At 74.3% G+C, this 16,694-nt stretch carries 16 protein-coding genes and 1 riboswitch; of the genes, 7 read left to right on the top strand and 9 right to left on the bottom strand.

The features are described 5' to 3' along the window. Positions 1-127: 127 nt before the first annotated feature. The 3 genes from ACWDR0_RS01860 to ACWDR0_RS01870 form a co-directional block, all read right to left on the bottom strand. Complete coding sequence (locus tag ACWDR0_RS01860) at positions 128-544, bottom strand: DUF3040 domain-containing protein (RefSeq protein WP_456349606.1); 417 nt, start codon at positions 542-544, stop codon at positions 128-130. A gap of 256 nt (positions 545-800) precedes the next feature. Continuing rightward, positions 801-1,583 carry a class I SAM-dependent methyltransferase gene (locus tag ACWDR0_RS01865; RefSeq protein ID WP_456349607.1) on the bottom strand — a complete coding sequence of 261 codons (783 nt, stop codon included), beginning with the start codon at positions 1,581-1,583 and terminating at the stop codon, positions 801-803. 414 nt (positions 1,584-1,997) lie between these two features. Then, positions 1,998-2,579 carry an SAV_6107 family HEPN domain-containing protein gene (locus ACWDR0_RS01870; RefSeq protein ID WP_456349608.1) on the bottom strand — a complete coding sequence of 194 codons (582 nt, stop codon included), beginning with the start codon at positions 2,577-2,579 and terminating at the stop codon, positions 1,998-2,000. Positions 2,580-2,753: 174 nt separating this feature from the next. Here ACWDR0_RS01870 and ACWDR0_RS01875 point away from each other — a divergent pair, with 174 nt between their 5' ends. The 4 genes from ACWDR0_RS01875 to ACWDR0_RS01890 all read left to right on the top strand — a co-directional run bounded on the left by ACWDR0_RS01875 (position 2,754) and on the right by ACWDR0_RS01890 (position 8,480). Continuing rightward, the gene (locus ACWDR0_RS01875) at positions 2,754-3,608 is read left to right on the top strand and encodes an ATP-binding cassette domain-containing protein (RefSeq protein WP_456349609.1); all 855 of its coding nucleotides are present in this window, start codon (positions 2,754-2,756) and stop codon (positions 3,606-3,608) included. Beyond that, on the top strand, positions 3,580-5,658 hold the full coding sequence (locus tag ACWDR0_RS01880; protein WP_456349610.1) for a YhgE/Pip family protein: 2,079 nt from the start codon (positions 3,580-3,582) through the stop codon (positions 5,656-5,658). The genes ACWDR0_RS01875 and ACWDR0_RS01880 overlap by 29 nt, the downstream gene beginning before the upstream one ends. A 124-nt stretch (positions 5,659-5,782) precedes the next feature. Further along, a complete protein-coding gene (locus tag ACWDR0_RS01885; RefSeq protein WP_456349611.1) occupies positions 5,783-6,391 on the top strand; it encodes a TetR/AcrR family transcriptional regulator in 609 nt (202 codons plus the stop codon). 565 nt (positions 6,392-6,956) lie between these two features. Next, positions 6,957-8,480: a phytoene desaturase family protein gene (locus tag ACWDR0_RS01890; protein WP_456349612.1), complete on the top strand. Its 1,524-nt coding sequence runs from the start codon at positions 6,957-6,959 to the stop codon at positions 8,478-8,480. A gap of 136 nt (positions 8,481-8,616) precedes the next feature. On the opposite strand, the gene ACWDR0_RS01895 is transcribed toward ACWDR0_RS01890, so the two are convergent. The 6 genes from ACWDR0_RS01895 to ACWDR0_RS01920 form a co-directional block, all read right to left on the bottom strand. Further along, the gene (locus ACWDR0_RS01895; protein ID WP_456349613.1) at positions 8,617-9,639 is read right to left on the bottom strand and encodes a hypothetical protein; all 1,023 of its coding nucleotides are present in this window, start codon (positions 9,637-9,639) and stop codon (positions 8,617-8,619) included. A 39-nt stretch (positions 9,640-9,678) separates the two neighbouring features. Continuing rightward, positions 9,679-10,596, bottom strand: a complete 918-nt coding sequence (gene metF, locus ACWDR0_RS01900) for a methylenetetrahydrofolate reductase [NAD(P)H] (protein ID WP_456349614.1) — start codon at positions 10,594-10,596, stop codon at positions 9,679-9,681. A 69-nt stretch (positions 10,597-10,665) separates the two neighbouring features. Further along, positions 10,666-11,331: a thiamine phosphate synthase gene (thiE, locus tag ACWDR0_RS01905; RefSeq protein WP_456349615.1), complete on the bottom strand. Its 666-nt coding sequence runs from the start codon at positions 11,329-11,331 to the stop codon at positions 10,666-10,668. A gap of 169 nt (positions 11,332-11,500) precedes the next feature. Then, positions 11,501-11,866, bottom strand: coding sequence for an Rv2175c family DNA-binding protein (locus tag ACWDR0_RS01910; RefSeq protein ID WP_456349616.1), 366 nt, complete (start codon positions 11,864-11,866; stop codon positions 11,501-11,503). 130 nt (positions 11,867-11,996) lie between these two features. Next, a complete protein-coding gene (locus ACWDR0_RS01915; protein ID WP_456349617.1) occupies positions 11,997-13,277 on the bottom strand; it encodes an NAD(P)/FAD-dependent oxidoreductase in 1,281 nt (426 codons plus the stop codon). Positions 13,278-13,646: 369 nt separating this feature from the next. Then, positions 13,647-13,988, bottom strand: a complete 342-nt coding sequence (locus tag ACWDR0_RS01920) for a hypothetical protein (RefSeq protein ID WP_456349618.1) — start codon at positions 13,986-13,988, stop codon at positions 13,647-13,649. A 105-nt stretch (positions 13,989-14,093) separates the two neighbouring features. Further along, a riboswitch (TPP riboswitch) is annotated at positions 14,094-14,207 on the top strand. Between ACWDR0_RS01920 and thiO the strand changes: the two genes are divergently transcribed. From thiO to ACWDR0_RS01935, 3 genes are all read left to right on the top strand, one after another. Then, positions 14,204-15,505 (top strand): glycine oxidase ThiO, encoded by a 1,302-nt coding sequence (gene thiO, locus ACWDR0_RS01925; protein WP_456349619.1) that lies wholly within the window; start codon positions 14,204-14,206, stop codon positions 15,503-15,505. Its footprint overlaps the riboswitch before it by 4 nt. Continuing rightward, the gene (gene thiS, locus ACWDR0_RS01930; protein WP_456349620.1) at positions 15,502-15,717 is read left to right on the top strand and encodes a sulfur carrier protein ThiS; all 216 of its coding nucleotides are present in this window, start codon (positions 15,502-15,504) and stop codon (positions 15,715-15,717) included. Before thiO ends, thiS begins: the two co-directional genes overlap by 4 nt. Before the next feature lie 165 nt (positions 15,718-15,882). Next, positions 15,883-16,668, top strand: coding sequence for a thiazole synthase (locus ACWDR0_RS01935; protein ID WP_456349673.1), 786 nt, complete (start codon positions 15,883-15,885; stop codon positions 16,666-16,668). Positions 16,669-16,694: the final 26 nt, after the last annotated feature.

The raw sequence follows: 16,694 nt of genomic DNA on the forward strand, positions 1-16,694 counted from the left end.
GACCCCGTCACCACGGGGTGACGGGGTCGGAAGAGAGCGTTCCGCGCCGGAGGACCGGAGGCCGGTTCCGGGCGGTGGTGTCCGGTGGGCACACCGGACGACGGCTCCGCCTCAGGGGCGGCGGCGTTCAGTGGCCCTGTTCGTCACGGCGGCGCTGCCACCGCTCCTCGATGCGGTTCATCATCGACTTGCGCTGACCGGTCCTGCGGGGATGGCGACGACCGCCGCCCGCGCCTGCCGGCGCGTCCCCCGGGGTCGGCTTCTCACCCGGCTTGGGCGCTTTGCGCCAGCCGGTGACCGCAAGGGCTGCACAGCCCAGCATGACGAGGAAACCCACCACGCTGATCCAGATCTGCTGTGCGACCATTCCGGCCATGAGGAGCGCGATACCCACCAGGAAGCCGGCAGTCGCCTGGTAGACCCGTCGCCGGGTGTACGTACGCAGCCCGCTTCCCTCAAGCGCTGTCGCGAATTTGGGATCTTCGGCGTACAGCGCTCGCTCCATCTGCTCGAGCATTCGCTGCTCGTGCTCCGAGAGCGGCACGGAGTCCTCCTAGTCGTCGGCCGCGGGGGCGACCGTTTGCGGCCCTTTCAGGATAGGCAGGGAATCGCCCCCGTGAAACCCGCCCTCTATGTCAGTACGTCAAATCGCTGGTTCGGGCCGCCACGGCGGCTCGGCTGCTGAGACGTTGATTCCCCGGCCTCCGATCCGTCATGCCGGACGGTGTCCCTCGATCATACGGTGCGAACGACTCGTTCGGGGGGTCCGCGGCGTACTCCGTCTGCGGTTGCGCCGCTGATCAGCCCGGCTTCCGCGCCAGCACATGGAGCTGGGTGGCCACGGAGTGGAAGGCGGGCAGCTCGGCGGCGGCGGCTTCCAGGGCGAGCAGCGAGTCCAGGGCCCCCGGCTGGGTGTCCACGAGCACCCCCGGGACCAGATCCGCGAAGACCCGCACCCCGTGGACGGCACCCGGTTCGGCCCCGGCGTTCCGGGCCAGCTCGGACAGCTGTTCGGCGGTGAAGCGGCGGGGCACCGGGTCGCTCTCGCCCCAGCGGCCCGCGGGGTCGCCGAGGGCCCGGTGGGCCTCGGCGAAGTGTCCGGCGAGCGCGCGGGCCACCACGGCACCGCCGAGTCCGGCGGCGAGCAGGCTCAGGGCCCCGCCCGGCCGCAGTGCGTCCACCGCGTTGCGCACGCCTTCCGCCGGGTCGTCCACGTACTCCAGAACACCGTGGCAGAGGACCGCGTCGTAGCCCCCGGGCGCGACGACCTCGAAGAGGCCGTGGACATCGCCCTGGACGCCCTGGACCAGATCGGCGACCCCGGCCTCGGCGGCCCGGCGCTCCAGCGCGAACAGGGCGTTGGGGCTGGGGTCGACGACGGTGACCCGGTGGCCGAGCCGGCCCAGCGGCACGGCGAAGGAGCCGCTGCCGCCACCGGTGTCGAGGATGTCGAGCACGGGTGATCCGACGGACTCGGCCCGGCGGTCGATGGCCTCCTTCAGCACCTCCCACACGACGGACGTACGGAGGGAGGCGCGGGGCGAGCGCGTCGGGGTCTCCCCACGGGGGGCCTGGTCCGGCACGGCAGTTGACTCCTCGGACGGTGGCGGTCCGGTCGCGCGGGGCGGTCCGGACGGGCGGCGGGCGGTCTGCGGTCGGCGGCGCCGGGCTGGATGTCCGGCAGGCCGACATACCCCACCCTATGGCCTCGCCCGCCGGGTACCGCGCCTCCGCCCCGGCGGGGACGCGACACCCCCGTACGCGGGGAGCCCGGCCTTGCCCCGCGACTCCGCCCCGCCGGGGATACGGCGCCGGGGCGGGGATACGGCCCCGGACGGAAGAGCCGGACCCGGCGGGGACACGGCACCAGGACGGGGAAGCCGGATGCCGCGCGGCGCGCCCGCCCTGTACCGGCCCGGGGCGGGGCGGCAGGGAGGCCCGGCGCGGCATCCGCCCGGCCGGGTGCCGCGGCGCGGCGCCGGTCCGGGCCGTGCGCATCAGCTTGCCCGGTTGCCCGCCCCGCTCGCCGGAGGAGGGGGCTCCGGTCTCGGCCGGGGCAGCACCGGCTGGAGCATCAGCAGCCGTTCGGCGAGGCGGAGGAAGACCTCCACGTCATGGAGCAGGCGCTCGGCGTCCTCCGGGCCGGCCGCCCCGCGGATACCGGCTTCGGCGCGGGCCCGCCGGGCCGCGCCCGCCGCGAAGTGGGCGCTCCACTCGGACAGCTCCGGGGCGGACTCGGGAAGCAGCTCCCAGGCGCTGCGGATGGCCGCGCGGCGGCCGCGGCGGGGTGGGGTGCCGCCGGCCGCCGGGGCCGGGCCGTCGGGGTATCCCCGGGCGGCGAGCACCGCGGCGGCCGTCCGCAGGGCGGCCAGATGGGCGGTGGCATAGCGCTCGTTGGGCGTGTCGAGGCCGGCGGCCTCCGCCAGGCAGGCGCGGGCCTGGGCGAGCAGATCGAGAGCGGCCGGCGGGGCGGAGGCACGCCGCGGAACGGGGTGCACATCGCTCGCGGGCCCGGTCAGTGAGGGGACAGGGCCGGTGGCGCGGCGCCGGTGGGCGGCAGCCGCGTGGTGACGGGCCATGACGAACCTCCTGTCGTCGTGTGACGGCTCAGTGGCCGTAGGTGTCCATGGTGGCTGCCACCACTGACAATCCGCTCCGACCTGCGGTTTTGTGCCCGATCTTGGTTCGCGATACTTTTTGCACTGACTGGTCAGTTCAAAAACTGGCCGAACAGCTCCGGAGGGGGAGAGCACGTGAACAGCCCGGGAGGGGCGGCCGTCGTCGCCGAGGGCTTCGGAGTGAAGGGGCCGCGGGGCTGGGCCTTCCGCTCGGTGGACATCGACGCCGCGCCCGGCTCCCTGATCGCCGTCGAGGGCGCGTCCGGTTCCGGCCGTACCTGTCTGCTGCTGGCGCTCACCGGGCGGATGCGCCCCACCGAGGGCCGGGCCGTGGTCGGCGGGCACACCCTGCCCCACGGGATGGCGGCCGTACGCCGGATCAGCGCCCTCGGCCCCGTACCGGGGGTCAGCGATCTCGACCCGGCGCTCACGGTCGACGAGCACCTGTACGAGCGGGCCCTGCTCCGGCGCCGCTACGACGACTCCTTCCGGTCCCTGCTGCGCCCGCGCGCCGAACGCGCCGGGCGGGCCCGGCGCCGCATCGACGAGGCGCTGGCCACGGCCGGTCTCGACCCGGCGTCGCTGGTCAAGGAGGGGCGTACCGCGGTACGCGATCTGGAGCGGACGGAGGCGCTGCGGCTGTCGGTCGCGCTGGCGCTGATCGGCCGCCCGGCCCTGCTCGCCGTGGACGACACCGATCTGAAGCTTCCGGACGGCGACCGGGGTGCCGCGTGGACCCTGCTGCGGTCCGTCGCGGACACCGGCACCACCGTCCTCGCCGTGTGCAGCCAGGCGCGGACCGACCTGTGCACCGCCGTCGTCCGAACGGAATCGGATACGGGCGCGGAAACAGCCGCGGAAACAGCCGCCGCATCGGAGTCGGCCGCGGACCGGCCGGACGACGGTGCCGGTGCCGGTGCCGGTGCCGGTGCCGGTAACAACGAGGGGGAGGGGACGGCCGATGCGCTCGCCGAAACTGGCCGCGCTTGAGCTCAAGCGGTTCGGACGGGGCAGGCTGCCCCGGGCCGCGATCATCTCGGTGGTCCTGCTGCCGCTGCTGTACGGCGCGCTCTACCTCTGGTCCTTCTGGGATCCGTACGAACAGCTCGACCGGATCCCGGTCGCCCTGGTCAACGACGACAAGGGGGCCACCACCGACGGCGAGAAGGTCACCGCGGGCGACGAGATCGCGGAGGGCCTGCGCGACAGCGACGTCTTCTCCTGGCACGAGGTCGGCGCGGCCGAGGCCCGCAAGGGCGTCGAGGACGGGACGTACTACCTGTCCCTCACCGTACCCGGCGACTTCAGCAGCAGGGTCGCGTCCGGCGCGGGCGACTCCCCCGGGACCGGCGCCCTCCAGGTGCGGACCAACGACGCCAACAACTACATCGTGGGACAGATCTCCCGGACCGTCTTCGCGGAGGTGCGCACGGCCGCCTCCACCAAGGCGTCCCGTTCCTTCCTCGACCGGATCTTCATCTCCTTCTCGGACATCCACGACCGGACCGAGAAGGCCGCCAAGGGCGCCGACGAGCTGAAGGGCGGCATCGGGAAGGCGAAGAAGGGCTCCGCCGATCTGGCCGACGGGCTGAGGAACGCCGAGGACAGCGCCGGAAAGCTGTCCGGCGGGCTGAGCAGGCTGACCCGCGGGGCGAGCGAACTGGAGTCCGGCTCCCGGAAGATCGCCGAGGGCACCCGTACCCTCGCCGACAAGGTGAACGGCCTCACCGGCACCCGTCTCGACGACGGCGGGGCGGCGATCGGCGCGACCGCCCGCCAGGTCTCCGAGGCCTCCGGGTCCCTGCGCGGACAGCTCGGCCGGCTGACCGGGACGGCCCCGCCCGCCGAGGCCCGGGCCCGGACGTCGGCGGACGAGCTGACGGAGCTGTACGGGACGGAGTGCGAGCGGGCCGCGGCCCCCGACCCGGAGCTCTGCCCGGCACTCCAGCGCGCCCGGGACTCGGCGACCGAGGTCCGTACGGTCGCCGAGCGCTTCGGCACCCTGCTCGACGGCGAGCAGACCGGCCTCAAGCAGCTCGACACCCGGCTGGCCGACCTCCAGAAGAAGTCCGCCGAGCTGGCGGAGAGCGCGCCGAAGCTGGGCAGCGACCTCAAGGCGGCCGTCTCCCGTGTCAACGCCCTCGACGCCGGGGCGAAGAAGGTCGCCGAAGGCGCGGCCGGCCTGCACAGCGGACTGACGAAGGCCACCTCCGGCTCCGCCGAGCTCGACTCCGGGGTGGGCAGGCTCAGGACGGGCGCCGGAAATCTCGACGGCGGGCTGTTCAAGCTGGTCGACGGCTCGGCCGAACTGGCGACCGGGCTCAGCGACGGAGCGGCGAAGATCCCCGACTACGAGCAGGCGGACCGCGAGCGCCGGACCGAGGTCATGGCCGACCCGGTGAAGCTGGCCAGCAGCTCCCTGCATACCGCGCCCAACTACGGCACCGGTTTCGCCCCGTACTTCATCCCGCTCGCCCTCTGGGTCGGCGCCATGGTCGCCTACATGATCGTCCAGCCGATGAACCGGCGTGCCCTGGCCGCCGGGGCGTCCGCCGGGCGGATCGCGCTCGCGGGCTGGCTGCCGGTGCTCGCCATCGGGCTGGCCCAGGTCGCCGTCCTGATGTCGGTCCTGCACTGGGGGCTGGGCCTGGACCCGGTGCACGGCGTGGCGACGGTCGCCTTCCTGGCCCTGGCCGTCGGCTGCTTCGCGGCGATCATCCAGTGGCTGAACGCCCGGTTCGGGGCGGCCGGACGGATCCTGGTCCTCGCGGTGCTGATGCTCCAGCTGACCTCGGCCGGCGGCACCTATCCCGTACAGACCAGCCCCGGCTTCTTCAACGCGATCCATCCGTTCCTGCCGATGACCCATGTGGTGGAGGCGCTGCGGAGACTGATCACCGGCGGCCCCACCGGGCCGGTGTGGCAGGCCGCCGCGGTCCTGCTGCTCTTCACCGCGGGGGCCCTGGCGCTCACCGCGCTGACGGCACGCCGCAAGCAGGTCTGGACGCTGGACCGGCTCCATCCGGAGCTGAGCCTGTGACCCCCCGCCTTCCCGTACGGCCGCCGGCGGCCGCCCGGACCGTGCCGATATCACCAGTTGAGACCGTACGGGAAGGCGGTCCGTGAAACGTACGGGACCTGTGAGAATCGACACCATGGACGCCATGGACAGCACCAGCACCCGCCGCCGGGCGACCCGGGCCAAGCTCTACGAAGCCGCGGTGACCCTCATAGCCGAGCAGGGCTTCTCCGCCACCACCGTGGACGAGATCGCCGAGCGCGCCGGAGTGGCCAAGGGCACGGTCTACTACAACTTCAAGAGCAAGACCGAGCTGTTCGAGGAGCTGCTGCGGTACGGGGTCGGGCTGCTGACCGCGTCCCTCCGGACGGCCGCCGAGGAGACGGCGGAGCGCGGTGGCTCCAAGGTCGAGGCGCTGGACGCGATGATCCGGGCCGGACTGGTCTTCATCGACCGCTATCCGGCCTTCACCCAGTTGTTCGTCGCCGAGCTGTGGCGGACCAACCGGGCCTGGCAGGAGACCCTGCTGGTGGTGCGGCAGCAGGCGGTCGCGGTGGTGGAGCAGGTACTCGCCGATGCCGTCGAGGAGGGCGAACTCAGCGCCGAGATCGATATCTCGCTGACCGCGGCGGCGCTGGTCGGGATGGTGCTGGTGGCCGCCCTGGACTGGCAGTCCTTCCAGCCGGGCCGTTCGCTGGACGAGGTGCACGCGGCGCTGTCGCGGCTGCTGCACGGGCGGGTCGGCGGGCGCTGATCCGGGACGGTCCGGGCGTACGGAGCGGGCCGGGCGCGGTGCGGGGGCGAGTCCGGTGCCGGGTGTACAACACCGTACGGACCCGGCCTCCGGGACGGCGGCCGGAACGCAGGACGGTGCCGGTCCGCCCCGGCCCGCTGTCCCGGCCCGGGCGGACCGGCACTCGGCCGTTCCCCCTGTTCCCCCGATTTCCCCCCTGTTCCCCCCTTTTCTCACTGCACCGGAAGTCCGTCTCCCCCGAGACCCCCCGTGGACTCCCGACCCCCGTAACCGCTGTTCCCCCGCGGTCGAGGAAAACCTCCGGAGAGGTCCTCCTCCCTGCACCCCGTTCCCTCGGGGGGAGCGCCGTTCCGCAGCCCCGTGCCGGCGGTACCGGCCCTCTCCCCTTCGGTGGTTCCACTCTCCCGCGCGGCGGGGTCCCGCCCCATCCGCGTACCTACTCATCTGCCGCGCTAGGTACGCATACTCAGACCTCCGCAGTCACACCCGCCACAGAGTGAGTGCGCCGCCGGGGCCGTCCGGGCGGCTGACCGGATGGTCGGCGCGGGTCGATAGAGTCGGGGTCATGGCAAGGATTGCGGTGATCGGCGCCGGAATGGGCGCAATGGCGGCGGCCGCGCGGCTGGCCGTGGCCGGCCACCGGGTGACGGTGTACGAGCGCTCGGAGACGTACGGCGGCGCGCTGGGCGTGCTGGAGCGGGACGGCTTCGCCTTCGACACCGGCCCCGGGCTGGTCCATCTCCCCGCGGTCTGGCGCGATCTCTTTCTGAAGACCGGCAAGGAACCGCTGGAGCAGTGCGTCGGGCTGGTCCCGGTCTCGCCCGCGAGCCGTCATCTCTTCGCCGACGGCACCGCCGTGGCACTGCCGGACGCCTCCCGGGCCGGAATCGTCTCCGCGCTCGACGGGGCGCTCGGCGGGGACGCGGGCGGCCGGTGGGGCGAGTTCCTCGGCCGGGCCCGCGACGCCTGGGACCGCTCCCGCCGTCCGCTGCTGGAGGAACCGCTCTGGTCCGACTGGCAGGTGCTGGAGCGCGACCCCTATCCGGCGCTCCGGAAGCGGACCTTCCTGCGCAGCCGCCGGGCGTCGACCGTGGCCGGGGTGGGCGATCTGGAGCTGGCCGACCCCCGGCTGGCGACGCTCTTCTCCTGGTACGCCCTGGCGTACGGCCTCGACCCGAGGCACGCTCCGGCGGGCGCCGCCCTGCTGCCGTACATGGAGCAGACCTTCGGCACCTGGTACGTGGCGGGCGGGGTGCGGGAGCTGGCCCGCGCGGTGTACGAGCGGTGCCGCAAGCGCCGGGTGGAATTCTCCTTCGGCACCGAGGTGGCGTCGGTCACCGTACGGGAGGGCCGGGCGGCCGGAATCGTCCTCGCGGACGGCACCGCCGTCGAGGCGGACCATGTGGTCGCGGGAGCGGACACGGCGGCGCTGCTGACCCCGGGCGGCGCCGGGGCGCTCTGGCAGGACGGGGACGTCGGGCTCTCGGACCGGGTACCGCCCGGCCGGTTCACGGTCCTGCTGGCGCTGCGGGGTGCGGCCGGGGAGGGTACGGCCCACCGTACGGTGGTGCACTCCCCCGACACCGCGGCGGAGGCGGCGGCCGTCTTCGGCGGCGGGCTCGCCGACCGGCCCACGGTGACGGTTCTGCGGCCGGGCGATCCCCGGACCCGTCCCGACGGTGCCCACGAGGCCGTCACCCTGACCGCGACGGTCGCCGGGCACCGTGCCCCGGGCTCTCCGGGGGCCGGACCCGACTGGACCGACAAGGCCCTGCGCGAACGGTACGCGGAGCTGCTGGCCGACACCGTCGCCGCGGCCGACCCGGACTTCGGCGGACCGGGCGCGCTGCGGGAGCGGCTGCTGTGGCGGGAGATCCTGACGCCCGCGGAGACGGGGGCACTGCCCGCCCCGGCGCTGGCCGGTCCCGGGGGCCGCTGGCTGCACCCGGGGAACGCCACCCGGGTGCCGGGGCTGTATCTCGTCGGCGGCCGGGCCCATCCGGGCGGCGGCCTCGCCCATGCGGGGATGTCGGGGGCGCTGGTGGCGGGGCTGATCGTGGAGGGCGCGGGGTTCCGCGGCTCGCAGTGAGCGGGCGGGCCGGGAGGCCCGCACCGGGCACGGGCCGTAAAGGGGACGGGCCCGCCGGATGTCCGGCGGGCCCGTCCCCTTTGGCGCTCGCTTCCGCACTGCCCTCCGGATCCGGCCCGGATCCGGGTCCCGCGGGTCAGTAGCGGTACTGCTGCTGGTCGTTGTCGTATCCGGGGCCGTGGCCCTGGGGACCTCCGTAGTCGTACGGGGGCTGTTCACCGGGTCCCGGCTGATGACCGGTGTCGGTGTCCCGCTGCTGGGGCACCCACACCCCGCCGGGCGGTGTGTCCGTGAGCCCGTCCTGCGGGTAGTAGCCGGCGGGGTCCTGCGAGCCGTACGGCTGGGGGTTGCCGAAGCTGTCGTAGCCGCCCTCGTACGGGGCGAACTCCTGCTGGGCGCCGCCCACATAAGGGTCGGAGTAGGCGGGGTACTGCTGCTGGTCCTGGCCGAAGTCGTAACCGCCGGGGGCTCCCGCGGGGGCCTCGGGGGCCTGCTGGCCGCCGTAGTAGGGGGCGTAACCCCCGTCGTAGGAACCGCCGTCCGGGGCTCCGTCCGGCAGGATCACCTCGTCCTGGGCCTGCACCGTGGGCATATAGGCGGTGTCGCTGTAGACGCCGTACTGACCGGTCTCGTCCGGCATCGGCTGCGGCTCGTACACCGAGCCGGGGACGCCCGGCGCGCCGGCGCCCGCGAGCACCCCCACATCGGGGGTGGCCGGGAAGCCGTCGGGGGTGGCCGGGAAGCCGTGGCCCGGGGTTTCCGCCAGGTCCGGCATGTCCGGCAGGTCCGGGCCGTCGGTGCGGGGCGTGCCGTACGCGTCCCGGGGTCCGGGCTCCGCCGCGGGGGCCGCGGCCGCCCGGCGGGCCTCCTTCACGCCGTCCCTGCGGCGGCGGCTGGCGCCCGGCCGGCCGCCGATCGCCCAGCCGGTGGAGAAGCCCTTCCGGAAGGAGAGCGTCACATATGTCTGCCCCACGGCGAAGGCGATCGCGCCGAGGGCGATGACCACCCGGGAGGCCACCAGCACGCCCAGGACGACCGTGAGGAAGCCGCCGAAGGCGAGCAGCCGCCAGCGCAGCCGTGCCTTGTACTGGAGCAGTACCTCACCCAGCAGCCACAGCGCCACGACGCCGAAAGCGATGTAGAGGACCGTAAGACCCATCCCCGCCCCTCTCTTCCGGCCGTCGTCGGGTACGGCCGGTCACACCTGCTCGTGCAGTCCGAGATTCTCGTAGATCTCGAGCGTCGCCGTGGAGTTGTTGAGGGTGATGAAGTGCAGCCCCGGCACACCCTCCGAGAGCAGCTCCGCGCAGAACTCCGTTGCGAACTCGATACCTATGGAGCGTACAGCGGCGGGATCGTCCTTGACCGCGAGGATCCGTTCTTTCAACTCGGCGGGAATCGCCGCGTTGCTGAGCTGAGCGAATCGTTCCAGTTGTCCCGTACTGGTGATGGGCATGATCTCGGGGATGATCGGGGTGTCGCAGCCTGCTGCCGCCACCCGGTCACGGAGCGTCAGATAGTCCGCGGGGCGGAAGAACATCTGGGTGATGGCGTAGTCGGCCCCGGCGCGGCACTTGTCGACGAAATGCCCGATGTCGGTGTCCCAGTCGGCGGAGCGCGGGTGCATCTCGGGGAACGCCGCGACGCCCACGCAGAAGTCACCGGACTCCTTGATGAGACGGACCAGTTCGGCGGCGTAGGTCACCCCCTCGGGGTGGCGGACCCACTCGCCCATCGGGTCGCCGGGCGGGTCGCCGCGGACCGCGAGGATGTTCCGGATCCCGGCGTCGGCGTACTGGCCGATCATATTGCGCAGTTCGGCGACGGAGTGGTTGACCGCGGTGAGGTGGGCCACCGGGGTGAGGGTGGTGTCGGAGGCGATCTGCTCGGTCGCCTTCACCGTGCCCGCGCGGGTCGAGCCGCCCGCGCCGTACGTCACGGAGACGAAGCTCGGCGCGACGGCCTCCACCCGGCGCAGCGCGTTCCAGAGGTTCCGCTCACCCTTCTCGGTCTTGGGTGCCCAGAACTCGAAGGAGTAGGAGGTCCGCCCGGTCGCGAGGAGCTCACGCACGGTCCGCGCGCGGTCCGTCCTGGTCGATGCTGTTCCTAGGGCCATACCCGCAGGCTATCGGGGGTGGAGGGGTGTCCCAACCGCAGTCCACCCATCGGACAGCCCCGGATCGCGTCATGGCTGCTCGGAGCGGGCGCGTATCCGCGCACTGAGACGGGCGGCCGCGGCACCCGGGTCATCGGCCTCGGTGATCGCCCGGACCACGACGATCCGGCGGGCGCCCGCGTCGAGCACCTCGTCGAGATTGCCCTCGTCGATCCCGCCGATGGCGAACCAGGGCCGGTCCGTATCGAGGGCGGCGGCGGCCCGGACCAGGCCGAGGCCGGGGGCGGTCCGGCCGGGCTTGGTGGGGGTGGGCCAGCAGGGGCCGGTGCAGAAGTAGTCGGCGCCGGGCTGGACGGCGGCGGCCCCGGCCTCGGGCTCGCTGTGCGTGGAGCGGCCGATGAGGACCCCTTCACCGAGGAGGGCACGGGCGGCGGGGACCGGCAGATCGCCCTGGCCGAGGTGGAGCACGTCGGCTCCGGCGGCATGGGCGACATCGGCGCGGTCGTTCACGGCGAGCAGGGCGCCGTGGCGGCGGCAGGCGTCGGCGAAGACCTCCAGATGCGCCAGCTCCTCGGCCGCCTCCATGCCCTTGTCGCGCAGCTGGACGATGTCGACGCCGGAGGAGAGCACCGCGTCGAGAAAGCCGGGCAGGTCGCCCTGGCGGGTGCGGGCGTCCGTGCAGAGGTAGAGCCGGGCGTCGGCGAGCCGGGCACGGCGGTTCGGTGTCGCGGGCATGGCGGATTCCCCCCAGAGGTGGTTCGGCGGTACGGCGGCGGGCGCCGGGGCCCGGCACGGGCGCCGTTCCGGGGCGCGGCCTTCGGACGGCCCGCGGAGCCGGCGCGCACCGGTGGGCGGCCCGGGGCGCCCGCGCGGTGCGGGCGTCCCGGGCCGGGGCCCGGCGGGGTCAGACGGCGAGCGCCTGGGCCCGGCGCTTCACTTCCGTGCCGCGGTTCTCGTTGAGGGCCTGGGCGGGAGTGCCCGGCAGGGTCGGGTCGGGAGTGAAGAGCCACTCCAGCATCTCTTCGTCGGTGAAGCCGTCGTCCTTGAGCAGGGTCAGGGTGCCGGCGAGGCCCTTCACGACCTTGTCCCCGCTGATGAAGGCGGCGGGGACCTGGAGAACGCGGTTCTCCCCGCGGCGCACCGCGATCAGGCCGCCTTCCTTCACCAGCTGCCGCACCCGCGTCACCTCGACGTCCAGCTGCTCGGCGATATCGGGCAGCGTCAGCCAGGCGGGGACGAGGGCATCGATCTTTGCGTCAATCTCGGTCACGGGACAAGCGTGCCATCCGGGACCGGCAGTGGGTAGCGGGAGCCCCGCCGGAAGACGGCCATCCGGCCCATGTTAACGAGGGGTCTCCTGGTCGCCGGGGCCGCGGCGGGCGCGCCGCGGCACGGGAAGTTCAGCGGGCGGCGGACTTCAGCGGGGTCGCCGGGTCCGCCGCGGCCGCCGGATCCAGCCGTCCGCCCGACTGGATGATCCGGCGGCCCTGGGAGAGGTCTCGGGGCCGTCCGACGGCGAGCACGGCGACGAGGGCGCCGTCGCGGAGCCAGAGCACCGACCAGGCGGCCGCGGCGGGGTCGCCGCGCCACAGGAGGGTGTCGGCGCCGCCGTGGTCGCCCGCGTACTGCACGAAGCGGCCGAACTGCTCGGACCAGAAGTACGGCACGGGGTCGTAGACGGCGGGGGCTACGGCGGGTCCGGGCGGGGCGCCCTCGGGGCGGGCGGCGGCTTCCAGGTCCGCGAGGATGTTGGTGGCGACCGCGCGGGGGCCCTGGAGGGCGTTGTCCCAGTGGTGGACCAGCAGGCGCCGGCCGTAGCGGACGGATGGGAAGGAGGCGCAGTCCCCGACCGCGTAGACCCCGGGCAGGGTGGTGCGCAGCCGCTCGTCCGCGGTGACCGAGCCGTCGGGGCCGGTGTCGATTCCGGAGCCGTCGAGCCAGGCGGTGGCGGGCCGGGCGCCGATGCCGACGACGACGGCGTCCGCGGGGATCCGGCGACCGCCGGACAGGACGACGGCCCCGGGCTCCACCGAGGCCACCCGGGCGCCGGTGATCAGCTCCACCCCGGCTCCGGCGTACCAGTCGGCCATCGGGGCGGTGACCTCGGCGGGCAGCGCGCCCGCCAGCGGGCGGTCCGCGGCCTCGACGACGGTGACCGCGCAGCCCGCGGCACGGGCGGCGGTGGCGAACTCGGCGCCGATCCACCCCGCGCCGACGACCACGATGTCGTGGCGGCGGGCGAGCACGGGCCTGAGCCGCTCGGCGTCGTCCAGGGTGCGCAGCAGATGGACCCCGGGCACCCCTTCGGAGCCGGGCAGGGTGACGGGCTCGGCGCCGGTGGCGACGACGAGCACGTCGTACGGGACGGGTCCGGCCTCCGTGTCCAGTTCGCGGGCGGCGGGGCGCAGCCCGGTCACGGCGACGCCGAGCCGCAGCACGATCCCGAGCGCCTCGAAGTCCACGTCGAAGGCGGAGCCCTCGGCCGTGCCGAGAAGGACCGCCTTGGAGAGCGGCGGCCGGTCGTACGGCTGATGGGGCTCGGCCCCGATGACCGTCACGGGGCCGGTGTGCCCCAGCTCCCGCAGGGCGACGGCCGTCTGCACCCCGGCCATGCCCGCCCCGACGACGACCACGCCCGCCGTCGGCTGTCCCTGCTCCGTCTCCGCCTGCTGATCGCTCACCCCTCCACCTTAAACATCTGACACCCAGTCAGAACATTGCCCCCGGGGAACCGGGCCGGGCACCGTCCACCCGAGCAGGCAAGCGGACCACCGGATACGACACCACTCGTCCCGGGGACCGCGGCCTACCGGACCCCGGGCCCGGAGCCGCCGAGCGCAGGCGCAGGTCCCGGGCGGCCACGGCCGTACGGCTACCCGGTGCTCTCCCGCCCGCGCCGGAAGCACGGTGACCGGCCACTTCACGGCACGGCGACGCCTGGCGCACCCGGGCCGCTCCCGGATGCCCTCCCGCCGCTCCGGAGCGGCTACCGGCCCACCTCACGGCACGGAGACATCGGGCGCGGTCGGGGTCGCCGGGCGGCGGGGTGGTCAGGGGCGGGGTTCCTCGACCACGCTGGTGCCGCTACCGTCCTGGGACTCCCAGGACCAGCTCTCCTCCAGCCGCAGCCGCCCGTCGGGCAGTTCGACGACGGTGGAGACGCAGTGTCCGGACGAGGTGGCGCCGTCCGTCTTGAGCTGGACGTAGCGGAAGTCGAGCCGGTCGGCGTCGCGGGTACCGACGAGATGGCCGCGGACCACGTCGCCGCCCTCGTACTCGGCCCAGATACGGCCCTCCTCCTCGTGGTAGACGAAGCGGGTACGGGTGCCGACCTGGCCGGGCGCCTGGTCGGCGACCGGAAACAGCACGCGTCCGTCGAGCGAACTCGCCATGGGTGAAAGCCCCTCCCTCGGGTCCGGATCCCCGGGGGCGGAGCGGCCGGGTGCCGTCCCGACCGTCTTACTGCGCCGCGGATCCGGGGGTTAGGCTGGCCACCGTAAAGCACTCGCGGGAGCCCGGACGCACCGGGCTGAGAGGGAGGCTGGCCGGCCTCCGACCGTACGAACCTGATCCGGGTCATGCCGGCGAAGGGAGGAGCTGGACACCCATGTCGCGTACCCCCGAACCATCCGCAACGGCCGCCGCACGGCCGGTCCCGCCGCCTGCGGCGGCCGGGCACTCCCCGGCGGCGGCACCGCCCCGTACCAGGACCCCGGGACCGGCCGGGAGCACACCGGACCGGCTCGCCGGATGCCCCGACGTCCTGGTCGTCGGCGGCGGGATCATCGGTCTCGCCGTCGCCTGGCGGTCCGCGCAGCGCGGACTCACGGTCGCCGTCGCCGATCCGGAGCCGGGCGGCGGCGCGGCCGGAGTGGCGGCGGGCATGCTCGCCGCCGTCACCGAACTGCACTACGGCGAGCAGGCCCTGCTGGCGCTCAACCTGGAGTCCGCCCGGCGCTATCCCGCCTTCGCCGCCGAACTGGAGGAGGTGAGCGGGCAGTCCGTCGGCTACCGGGCCTGCGGCACGCTCGCCGTCGCCCTCGATGCCGACGACCGCGCCCATCTGCGGGAACTGCACGCCCTCCAGCAGCGGTCCGGGCTGGACTCGCAGTGGCTGACCGGCCGGGAGTGCCGGAAGCTGGAACCCATGCTCGCCCCCGGCGTCCGCGGCGGACTCCGGGTCGACGGCGACCACCAGGTCGACCCCCGGCGGCTGACGGCGGCCCTGCTCACCGCCTGCGAACGCACCGGGGTGCGCTTCCACCGGCACTGGGCGGCCCGGCTGCTGGTCGAGCGCGGCCGGGCGGCGGGCGCGGCCCTGGCCGACGGCACCGAACTGCGCGCCGGCCGGACCGTACTCGCCGGGGGCAGTCTCAGCGGGCGGCTGGCGGGCCTGCCCGCCGACGCGCTGCCCCCCGTACGCCCGGTCAAGGGGCAGATCCTCCGGCTGACCGTGCCCGCGCCGCTCGCGCCCTTCCTCTCCAGGACCGTGCGCGCCGTGGTCCGCGGCAGCCAGGTCTATCTGGTGCCCAGAGTGGGCGGCGAACTGGTCGTCGGCGCGACCAGCGAAGAACTGGGCTTCGACACCACCGTCACCGCCGGCGGGATCTACGAACTGCTGCGCGACGCCCACGAACTGGTCCCCGGCATCACCGAGCTGCCGCTGACCGAGACCCGGGCCGGGCTCCGCCCCGGCTCTCCCGACAACGCGCCGCTGCTCGGCCCGAGCACCCTGCCGGGGCTGCTGCTGGCCACCGGCCACTACCGCAACGGTGTCCTTCTCACCCCCCTGACCGGCGACGCGATCGCGACGGCGCTCGCCACCGGCGCCCTGCCCGAGGAAGCCCATCCCTTCACCCCCGACCGCTTCCTCCCCGCCGCCCCCGCCTCCCAGGAGCAGCTCGTATGAACAGCATTCCCGCGCTCGTCTCGGTCAACGGCGAGTGGCGTCAACTCGCCACCGGCACCACGCTCGACGCCCTGGTCGCCACCCTCACCTCGGCACCGGCCGGGGTCGCCGCCGCGGTCAACGAGACAGTCGTCCCCCGCGGCCAGTGGCCCGGCACGCTCCTCGGCGACGGCGACCGCGTCGAGGTCCTCACCGCGGTCCAGGGGGGCTGACCCGCCGTGTCCGACCTCACCCCGGCCGCGCCGGCCACCCCCGGCGGCCACCACGAACACCCGGGCGAAACCCGTCCCGGCTCCGCCCCCCGCACGACCGCCGATCCCCTCACCATTGCCGACCCCCTCACCATCGCCGGCACCTCCTTCGACTCCCGGCTGATCATGGGCACGGGCGGCGCGCCCAGCCTCGATGTGCTGGAGCGCGCGCTGATCGCCAGCGGAACCCGGCTCACCACCGTGGCCATGCGCCGGGTGGACCCCACGGTCCACGGCTCGGTGCTCTCCGTACTCACCCGGCTCGGCATCCGCGTCCTGCCCAACACCGCGGGCTGCTTCACCGCCGGGGAGGCCGTGCTCACCGCCCGGCTCGCCCGCGAGGCCCTCGGCACGGACTGGGTGAAACTGGAGGTCGTGGCGGACGAGCGGACCCTGCTGCCCGATCCGGTGGAGCTGCTCGACGCGGCCGAGACCCTGGTCGACGACGGCTTCACCGTCCTGCCGTACACCAGCGACGACCCGGTGCTGGCCCGGAAACTGGAGGACGTCGGCTGCGCCGCGATCATGCCGCTGGGCTCACCCATCGGCTCCGGCCTCGGGATCCGCAATCCGCACAACTTCCAGCTGATCGTCGAGAACGCCGGGGTACCGGTCGTCCTGGACGCGGGCGCCGGTACGGCGTCCGACGCGGTCCTGGCGATGGAGCTGGGCTGCGCCGCGGTGATGCTCGCGTCGGCCGTGACCCGCGCGCAGGAGCCGGTGCTGATGGCGGAGGCGATGCGGTACGGGGTCGAGGCGGGCCGGCTCGCCTACCGCGCGGGCCGTATCCCGCGCCGCCACTTCGCCCGCGCCTCCTCCCCCGCGGCCGGTATCGCGGACCTCGGCCCGGACGCCTCCGGGACGGCGAACCACGAGCCGCCCGACCCGGAGCGGCCGGCGTTCCGGCAGTAAGGGCGCACGCCCCCGTACGCCCGCAT

The organism is Streptomyces sp. NPDC003691 (genome assembly GCF_053981115.1).